Annotated in this window: 9 protein-coding genes; all 9 read left to right on the plus strand. The window is 37.3% G+C overall.

Annotation, left to right across the window (positions count from 1 at the left end; translation table 11 throughout):
- Window positions 1–177, plus strand: a 177-nt coding sequence (locus tag Q0F90_RS05945) for a (d)CMP kinase (protein ID WP_367113416.1), incomplete at its 5' end; no start/stop codon positions are given.
- A complete protein-coding gene (locus tag Q0F90_RS05950; protein ID WP_296004163.1) occupies window positions 170–790 on the plus strand; it encodes a 1-acyl-sn-glycerol-3-phosphate acyltransferase in 621 nt (206 codons plus the stop codon). The genes Q0F90_RS05945 and Q0F90_RS05950, both read left to right, overlap by 8 nt.
- Complete coding sequence (locus tag Q0F90_RS05955) at window positions 781–2,679, plus strand: bifunctional 4-hydroxy-3-methylbut-2-enyl diphosphate reductase/30S ribosomal protein S1 (protein WP_296004164.1); 1,899 nt, start codon at window positions 781–783, stop codon at window positions 2,677–2,679. The genes Q0F90_RS05950 and Q0F90_RS05955 overlap by 10 nt, the downstream gene beginning before the upstream one ends.
- Before the next feature lie 113 nt (window positions 2,680–2,792).
- Window positions 2,793–4,127 carry a ribosome biogenesis GTPase Der gene (gene der, locus Q0F90_RS05960; RefSeq protein WP_105097945.1) on the plus strand — a complete coding sequence of 445 codons (1,335 nt, stop codon included), beginning with the start codon at window positions 2,793–2,795 and terminating at the stop codon, window positions 4,125–4,127.
- On the plus strand, window positions 4,127–4,723 hold the full coding sequence (gene plsY, locus Q0F90_RS05965; RefSeq protein ID WP_296004165.1) for a glycerol-3-phosphate 1-O-acyltransferase PlsY: 597 nt from the start codon (window positions 4,127–4,129) through the stop codon (window positions 4,721–4,723). The genes der and plsY overlap by 1 nt, the downstream gene beginning before the upstream one ends.
- Before the next feature lie 3 nt (window positions 4,724–4,726).
- Window positions 4,727–5,725, plus strand: coding sequence for an NAD(P)H-dependent glycerol-3-phosphate dehydrogenase (locus tag Q0F90_RS05970; RefSeq protein ID WP_296004166.1), 999 nt, complete (start codon window positions 4,727–4,729; stop codon window positions 5,723–5,725).
- 67 nt (window positions 5,726–5,792) lie between these two features.
- Window positions 5,793–6,344 (plus strand): 16S rRNA (guanine(966)-N(2))-methyltransferase RsmD, encoded by a 552-nt coding sequence (gene rsmD / locus Q0F90_RS05975; protein ID WP_296004167.1) that lies wholly within the window; start codon window positions 5,793–5,795, stop codon window positions 6,342–6,344.
- A gap of 4 nt (window positions 6,345–6,348) precedes the next feature.
- Window positions 6,349–6,840 (plus strand): pantetheine-phosphate adenylyltransferase, encoded by a 492-nt coding sequence (gene coaD / locus Q0F90_RS05980; RefSeq protein ID WP_009351506.1) that lies wholly within the window; start codon window positions 6,349–6,351, stop codon window positions 6,838–6,840.
- An 11-nt stretch (window positions 6,841–6,851) separates the two neighbouring features.
- Window positions 6,852–7,195: ATPase (locus Q0F90_RS05985; RefSeq protein WP_296004168.1), on the plus strand; the 344-nt coding region annotated here is incomplete at its 3' end.

Genomic DNA, 7,195 nt, shown 5'->3' on the forward strand with positions numbered 1-7,195 from the left:
ATTTTAGATGAAATTAAAAAGAATGTTGAAAGTCGCGATGAAATGGATAAGAATCGAGAAGAATCTCCATTAGTATGCGTTGATGATGCAGTAGTTGTAGATTCTAGCGATATGGATTTCGATGAAACTGTGGCATTTATTTTAAAATTAATACAGGAGACTATTGATCATGAATAAATTATCTACCTGGTTATGGCGCACCGCCTTCTGGTTACGCTATAAGGTGGGTTATGGATTGAAAGTATACGGTCGTGATAATTTCCCTATGGAAGGTCCTGTTATCGTAGTACCGAATCACTTAAGTAATAATGATCCACCTATCTGTGGCTATGCATTACCTAGACATGTACATTTTATGGCAAAACAAGAATTGTTTGTGAATCCCATTTCTCGCTTTATTTGTACATGGCTTGGTGCGTTCCCATTAAATCGAGGTGCTATTGATAAAGTTGCTATCCGCCATGCTATGGGGCTCCTTAAAGATAACAAGGTATTAGGTATCTTTGCTGAAGGTAACCGTCAAAAAAGTGGTAAACTTGGTAAATTTCACGATGGAGCGGCATCTATTGCACTAAGGACTGGTGTTAGCATTGTGCCTGTAGCTATTATTGGGTCTTATAATATGGAGCGAGATAAGGTTGCTTGTATTATTGGAAAACCAATACCTGTAGAAAAGGAAAAGGCTACTCCAGAAGCTATAAAAAAAGTAAATGATCAAGTTAAAGGTGAAATCCAACGAATGATTGATTCTTATCATGAAAATCGTGTAGAGGAGACTTTATGGAAATAATTTTGGCTGAAAACCATGGTTTTTGCTATGGTGTAAAAAGAGCTGTTGAAATGGCGAATGAAGCCGCTAATAGTGATGGTAAAAGCTATACATTGGGACCTATTATTCATAATCCTCAAGTTGTAGGTCGCCTTGAAGATAAAGGGGTTAGTCCTGTTCAAGAAGTATCTGACATTGAAGAAGGGACAATGATTATTCGATCTCATGGTGTTGGTCCTGCTATTTATGAAGAGGCAGAAGGAAAGGGCTTACATATTGTTGATGCCACATGTCCACATGTAAAAAAGGCACAACAAGATGCAAAATCTGTCATTGAAGAGGGGATGACTTTGGTGATTTTGGGCGAAAAAAACCATCCTGAGGTCAAAAGCATCAATTTGTGGGCGAATAACGAAGGTATAATCATAGAAGATGAAGAATCCGCCGAAAAACTACAAATTGTGGAAAAAATGGGTGTTGTTGTACAAACAACCTTTTCACAATTCAAATTTAACAGTATAATAGACATATTAGAGAAAAAATCTAAGAATCTTAAGGTTTTCAAAACGATATGCAATGCAACGCAAGAACGACAGAACTCTGCCGTTGAATTAGCACGTAATGTAGATCTTATGATTGTGATAGGTGGCAAGAACAGCGGCAATACAAACCGATTGGCAGAGGTTTGTCGTGACGTTGGATGTACAACATATCACATTGAAACTTCTACTGAATTACAACTGGAATGGTTTAACCGAGTACAGACGGTAGGAGTAACAGCAGGAGCATCGACTCCCGACTGGATTATTAAGGAGGTCATTGAGACAATGAAAGATTTTGCAGAATTATTAGCAGCCGAAGGTCAAGAAGAATTTAAGAAAGGGAACGTTGTAGAAGGTACAGTAGTTCAAGTTGAAGATGAACGTGCTTATGTATCTTTTGGCTACAAAACTGAAGCCATTTTGAACAGAACTGAAATTTCTTATCCAGCACCAGAATCTGCCAAAGATGTGTTAAAAAATGGTGATGAAATTAAAGCAGTTATCATGAACCACATCAAAGAAGATAATCCTATTTATCTTTCCATGACTCGCTTGGCTAAAGATGAAGATTGGCAATATGTTATCGAAGCACAAGAAAAAGATGAAGCTATCGTATGTAAAGGTATTGATGCTATCCCAGCAGGTTTGGTAGTAACAGTTAAATCCCTTCGTGGTTTCATTCCATTGTCCCAAGGTGATGTTCACTTCGTGAAATCCTTGGACAACTTGGTAGGTACAGAATTCGAAGCAAAAGTACTTGAAATCGACGAAAAGAAAAACCGTTTGGTTCTTTCCCGTCGTGCAGTATTAGAAGTTGAACGTCAAGCTAAATTAGCTGAAGCATTGCAAAATATCAACGTTGGCGAAAACTATAAAGGTATCGTTCGTAAAATCATGCCTTATGGTGCTTTCGTAGATATCGGTGGTATTGAAGGTTTACTTCATATTTCCGACATTTCTTGGCAAAAAATCAAAAAAGTGGAAGATGTTCTTTCCGTTGGTCAAGAAATCGAAGTTAAATTACAATCTTTCGACGCTGAAAGCAACAAATTATCCTTATCCTTGAAAGCTTTGTCTAAGAGCCCATGGGACGTAGCTGAAGAAACATTGCATGTTGGCGATGTTATCAACGGTAAAGTTGTTCGTTTGGTAGCTTACGGTGCATTCGTAGCTGTTAACGACGACATTCAAGGTTTACTTCACATTTCCCAAATTACAAAACAACGTAATGCGAAAGTTGAAGATTACTTGAACCGCGGTCAAGAAGTTGAAGTTAAAATCATTTCTCTTAACAAAGATGAAAAGAAATTGGGTTTGGCTTTGACTGAAATGATGGAATCCAAAGAAACTGCAGAAGACGCTGAATAATTCATTGTCTAATATAAGGCTAACCAAGGTTTACTTGGTTAGCCTTTTTGCGTACTTTACGTAGAATATGATAAAATATAGTAATGTATTAGATTAGATAATGAGGTGAAACTATGGCAAAACCATTAGTGGCCGTTGTAGGCCGTCCAAATGTAGGTAAATCTACACTTTTCAATGCCATTGTTAATAAACGTATCTCTATTGTCGAAGATATTCCAGGTGTTACGCGAGACCGAATTTACTTCGATGCAGAGTGGTTAAATCGTGAGTTTACAATGATCGATACAGGTGGTATCGAATTCATCACTGAAAATAGTCATGTTATTCCAAAAATGATGCGATTACAAGCTGAATTGGCTATCGAAGAAGCGGATGTAATCTTATTTGTCGTTGATGGTAAACAAGGTATTGTACCAGCTGATGAAGAGGTTGCTAATATTTTGCGCGCCAGTGGTAAACCTGTAGTTCTTGTAGTTAATAAGATTGATAGTGTGAACCAAGAGCCTAATATTTACGAATTTTACAATCTTGGTTTAGGTGATCCTATTGGTATTTCTGCAAAAAATCTAATGAATTTAGGTGATTTGCTTGATGACACAGTGAAACATTTCCCTCCTGTAGGTACTAATGTGGATGACGAAGATACAATTCACGTCGCCATTATTGGTCGTCCTAATGTGGGCAAATCTTCTTTGACGAATGCCTTATTAGGTCAAGATCGTGTTATCGTATCTGATGTAGCAGGTACTACTCGTGATTCCATCGATACATATTGGACACATGGAGACCAAAAATTTGTACTCATCGATACAGCCGGTATGCGTCGTAAGTCTAAAATTGATGAAGCTGTAGAACGCTATAGTATTGTACGTTCTTTGCGATCTGTAGACCGTTCTGATATCGTTGTTCTTGTACTAGACGCACAAGATGGTGTTACCGAGCAAGACAAGAAGATTGCAGGCTATGCGTATGAAGCAGGTAAGGGTGTAGTCATTGTTGTTAATAAATGGGATCTTGTTGAAAAAGACGATAAAACAACATTGCGCTTTACTGAAGATATTTATGAAGAATTAGGTTTCTTACAATTTGCACCAATTCTTTTTGCATCTGCTTTAACTAAACAACGTATACATCGATTAGCAGATATGCTGAAATTCGTATCTGAACAACAATATCGTCGCGTATCAACTGGTACGTTGAATCAATTGTTACAAGATGCTCAAACAGTAAATCCAGTACCATCTCGCAATGGTAGAATTCCTAAGATTTACTACATGACACAAGCAAGTGTTAAGCCACCGACATTCATTTTATTTGTAAATGAACCTGAGTTAATTCACTTCTCATATATGCGTTTCTTAGAGAATCGATTGCGTGAGTCTTTCGGCTTTGAAGGTACTCCAATTCGCTTAGTATTACGTGGTAAGAAACGGGATGATGAAGACTAATGGATATTATGATTATCGTTTATGCTGTATTAGCATATTTTATTGGTTCAATTCCTAGTGGTTTAATAATTGGCAAAACCTTCTTTAATACAGATGTACGCCAATATGGATCAAAGAATATAGGTGCTACTAATACATATCGTGTTATCGGTCTTAAAGCTGCCTTACCAGTGTTTTTATGTGATGCTTTAAAAGGTGCTGCTGGAGTAATATTATTATCCTCCTATGGACCTATGTATATGATTTTAGGCGGTATCCTAGCTATGATGGGTCATAACTGGTCTATATTCTTAGGGTTCAAGGGTGGTCGTGGCGTTGCTACCGGTTTAGGTGTTCTTATTGCACTTTCTCCGTTAGTAGCATTGATTTGCTTCCTTGTGTGGGGCGTCATCGTATATTTCACTAAGCTTGTATCCTTAGGTTCTATCGTAGCTGCTGCATTGGTACCTGTATTGATGTACATCACAGGTGAATCTTACTGGTTTGTTGGCTTTGGTGGATTAGCTGCATTATTTGTTATTGTTCGCCACTGGGATAATATTAAGCGTCTACTTGCTGGTAATGAGTTAAAAGTAGAACGTATTAAAAAGGATTAATGTATGAATGTTGTTGTTATCGGCTCTGGTAGTTGGGGAACAGCCCTTGCTATTAAATCCGTTTTAGCTGGAAATACTACAACTTTATATTGTCGTCGTCCAGAATTTGCTGATCAATTGGCTACGGATTTAGAAAATAAAGATTATTTGCCAGGTGTAGCGCTACCTAAAGAGTTACAATATAGCTCTGATTTAGAGTCTTCTATTAGGAATGCAGAAGTTGTTTTAATGGTTACTCCTTCTGTACATGTGCGTACTAGCTTAGAGTCTATAAAACCTTATGCACATAAAAACCAATCTTATATTCTTTGTTCCAAAGGTGTGGAACGAACAACAGGTAAATTATTGACCACTGTAATGAAAGAGGTTCTTAGTCCAGTAGGTTGTCACTTAGCTGTTTTATCTGGACCAAATCATGCAGAAGAGATTGGTCGTAATTTACCGGCTGCTTCTGTATTGAGTACAGAGAATTTAGAGGTGGCTACTACACTTCAAAAAGCGTTATGTAGTCAAAACTTTAGAATATATGCCAATACTGACATTATAGGTGTTGAACTTGCTGGTGCGACAAAGAATATTATTGCCCTTGCTGCAGGTATCGTTGATGGTCTTAAACTAGGTGATAATTGCAAAGCCTTGTTATTAACGAGAGGTCTTCATGAGATGACTCGCTTTGGGGTAGCCTTAGGTGCTCAGAAAGAAACTTACGCTGGTCTTGCAGGTATGGGTGATTTGATTGCTACTTGCATGAGTCTTCATGGTCGTAACCGTGCGGCAGGTCAAAAGTTAGCAGATGGTAAGACGATGGACTACATCATTAACAATACAAATATGGTGGTGGAAGGTTTCTTTGCCACAGATATTGTGTATAAAATGGCTTGTGAACATCAAATTGAAATGCCTATAACTAAAGCTTTGTACGAAATTTTATATGAAGAGAAGTCTCCTGCTTTAGCCTTAGCTGAGCTAATGGGACGCGATATTAAAATTGAAGTATCATAAATAAAAGATACTTTTAATTTGGTTATTTATATACTATAATTAATGAGTATAATCTTGTGAGGGTTGTATGCGAATTATTGGCGGAACTGCGAAGGGACATGCTATAAAAGCACCTAAAGGGGTTGATACTAGACCTACACTTGATCGTGTTCGGGAAAGTGTGTTTAATGTATTAGCTAACAGAGGCATATTTGGTACAGACGTACTAGATATATTTTCTGGCACAGGTGCAGTAGCAATTGAAGCCTTAAGTCGTGGTGCAGCACATGCAGTAGCGGTAGACTTTAAAACGGGAAAATTAATTTTAGAGAATGCTAAACATTGTCGTGTGGATGATCGGTTAGAAATTATTCCGAAGAAACTTTCACAATTAAAAAATTATATAGTGGGACGACAGTTCGATTATATTTTTTCTGATCCGCCATATGAGAATGGATTTATACAAGACACCATAGATTTGGTTGTGACCTATGATTTATTAAAGCCTGAAGGTGTATTATTACTAGAGCATCATAAGGATGAGGTTTTTAGTTTACCTGAATCATGGGAGTGTATAAAAGAACAGAAATTTGGTTATACGATGGTTTCCTATTTTGTAAACACAGCTGAAAGGAGCTAATCCTGTGCGTATAGGTGTATGTCCGGGTAGTTTTGACCCAGTTACGAATGGACATGTTGATATTTTTGAACGGGGCAGCCGATTAGTTGATAAATTAATTATTGCTGTTAGCTCGAATCCGAATAAAAATTCCTTGTTTACCATGGAAGAACGGGTTGCGATGATTCGAAATTCTGTCAAACATATTCCTAATGTTGAAATTGATTGTACAGGTGGTTTGCTTAACGAATATGTTAAATCAAAGAATGCTACTATTATCATTCGTGGTTTGCGTGCATTAAGCGACTTTGAATATGAATTTCAGCGTGCTTTGTTTGCGAAATATTTGGATGATGACATTGAAACAGTATTTATTATGACAAATAACAAATACTCTTTTGTCAGCTCCACTGGTATTCGAGAACTGGCTAAATTTGGTGGCAAACTAGATGGCCTTGTTCCGGATGATGTTAAGGAAAAACTTGAAGAACGCTTTAATACGGTCCATAATAAATAGGGGTGAATTGTATGAAAACAGAAAAATTATTAGAAGATTTAGAGGTTCTTATTGAATCTAGCAGCCGTATTCCTATGACTACAAAACGTATGGTTGAGGAAGACGAAATTATGCGTATTATCGATTCTATTCAAGAGTCCTTACCATTGGAACTTGAAGAGTCTCGTCGTATTGTAGCTGATAAGGATAAAGTATTAGCTGATGCTCAACGTCAAGCTGAAACTTTAATTGATCAAGCTAAAGACTACATTGCTAAATTGACAGCCGAAAGTGAACTTGTTAAACAAGCGCAAGAACAAGCTAATCAAATTATCAATGCAGCTAACCAATCCTCTGAAGAATTGAAATCCAGCTC

It is taken from the genome of uncultured Veillonella sp., from assembly GCF_934190855.1.
Classification (GTDB): domain Bacteria; phylum Bacillota; class Negativicutes; order Veillonellales; family Veillonellaceae; genus Veillonella.

Excerpts from the sequence above, each read along its gene's own strand:
- Q0F90_RS05950 (WP_296004163.1), top strand. The coding sequence starts at position 170 with ATGAATAAATTATCTACCTGGTTATGGCGCACCGCCTTCTGGTTACGC.
- Q0F90_RS05955 (WP_296004164.1), top strand. The coding sequence starts at position 781 with ATGGAAATAATTTTGGCTGAAAACCATGGTTTTTGCTATGGTGTAAAA.
- der (WP_105097945.1), top strand. The coding sequence starts at position 2,793 with ATGGCAAAACCATTAGTGGCCGTTGTAGGCCGTCCAAATGTAGGTAAA.
- plsY (WP_296004165.1), top strand. The coding sequence starts at position 4,127 with ATGGATATTATGATTATCGTTTATGCTGTATTAGCATATTTTATTGGT.
- Q0F90_RS05970 (WP_296004166.1), top strand. The coding sequence starts at position 4,727 with ATGAATGTTGTTGTTATCGGCTCTGGTAGTTGGGGAACAGCCCTTGCT.
- rsmD (WP_296004167.1), top strand. The coding sequence starts at position 5,793 with ATGCGAATTATTGGCGGAACTGCGAAGGGACATGCTATAAAAGCACCT.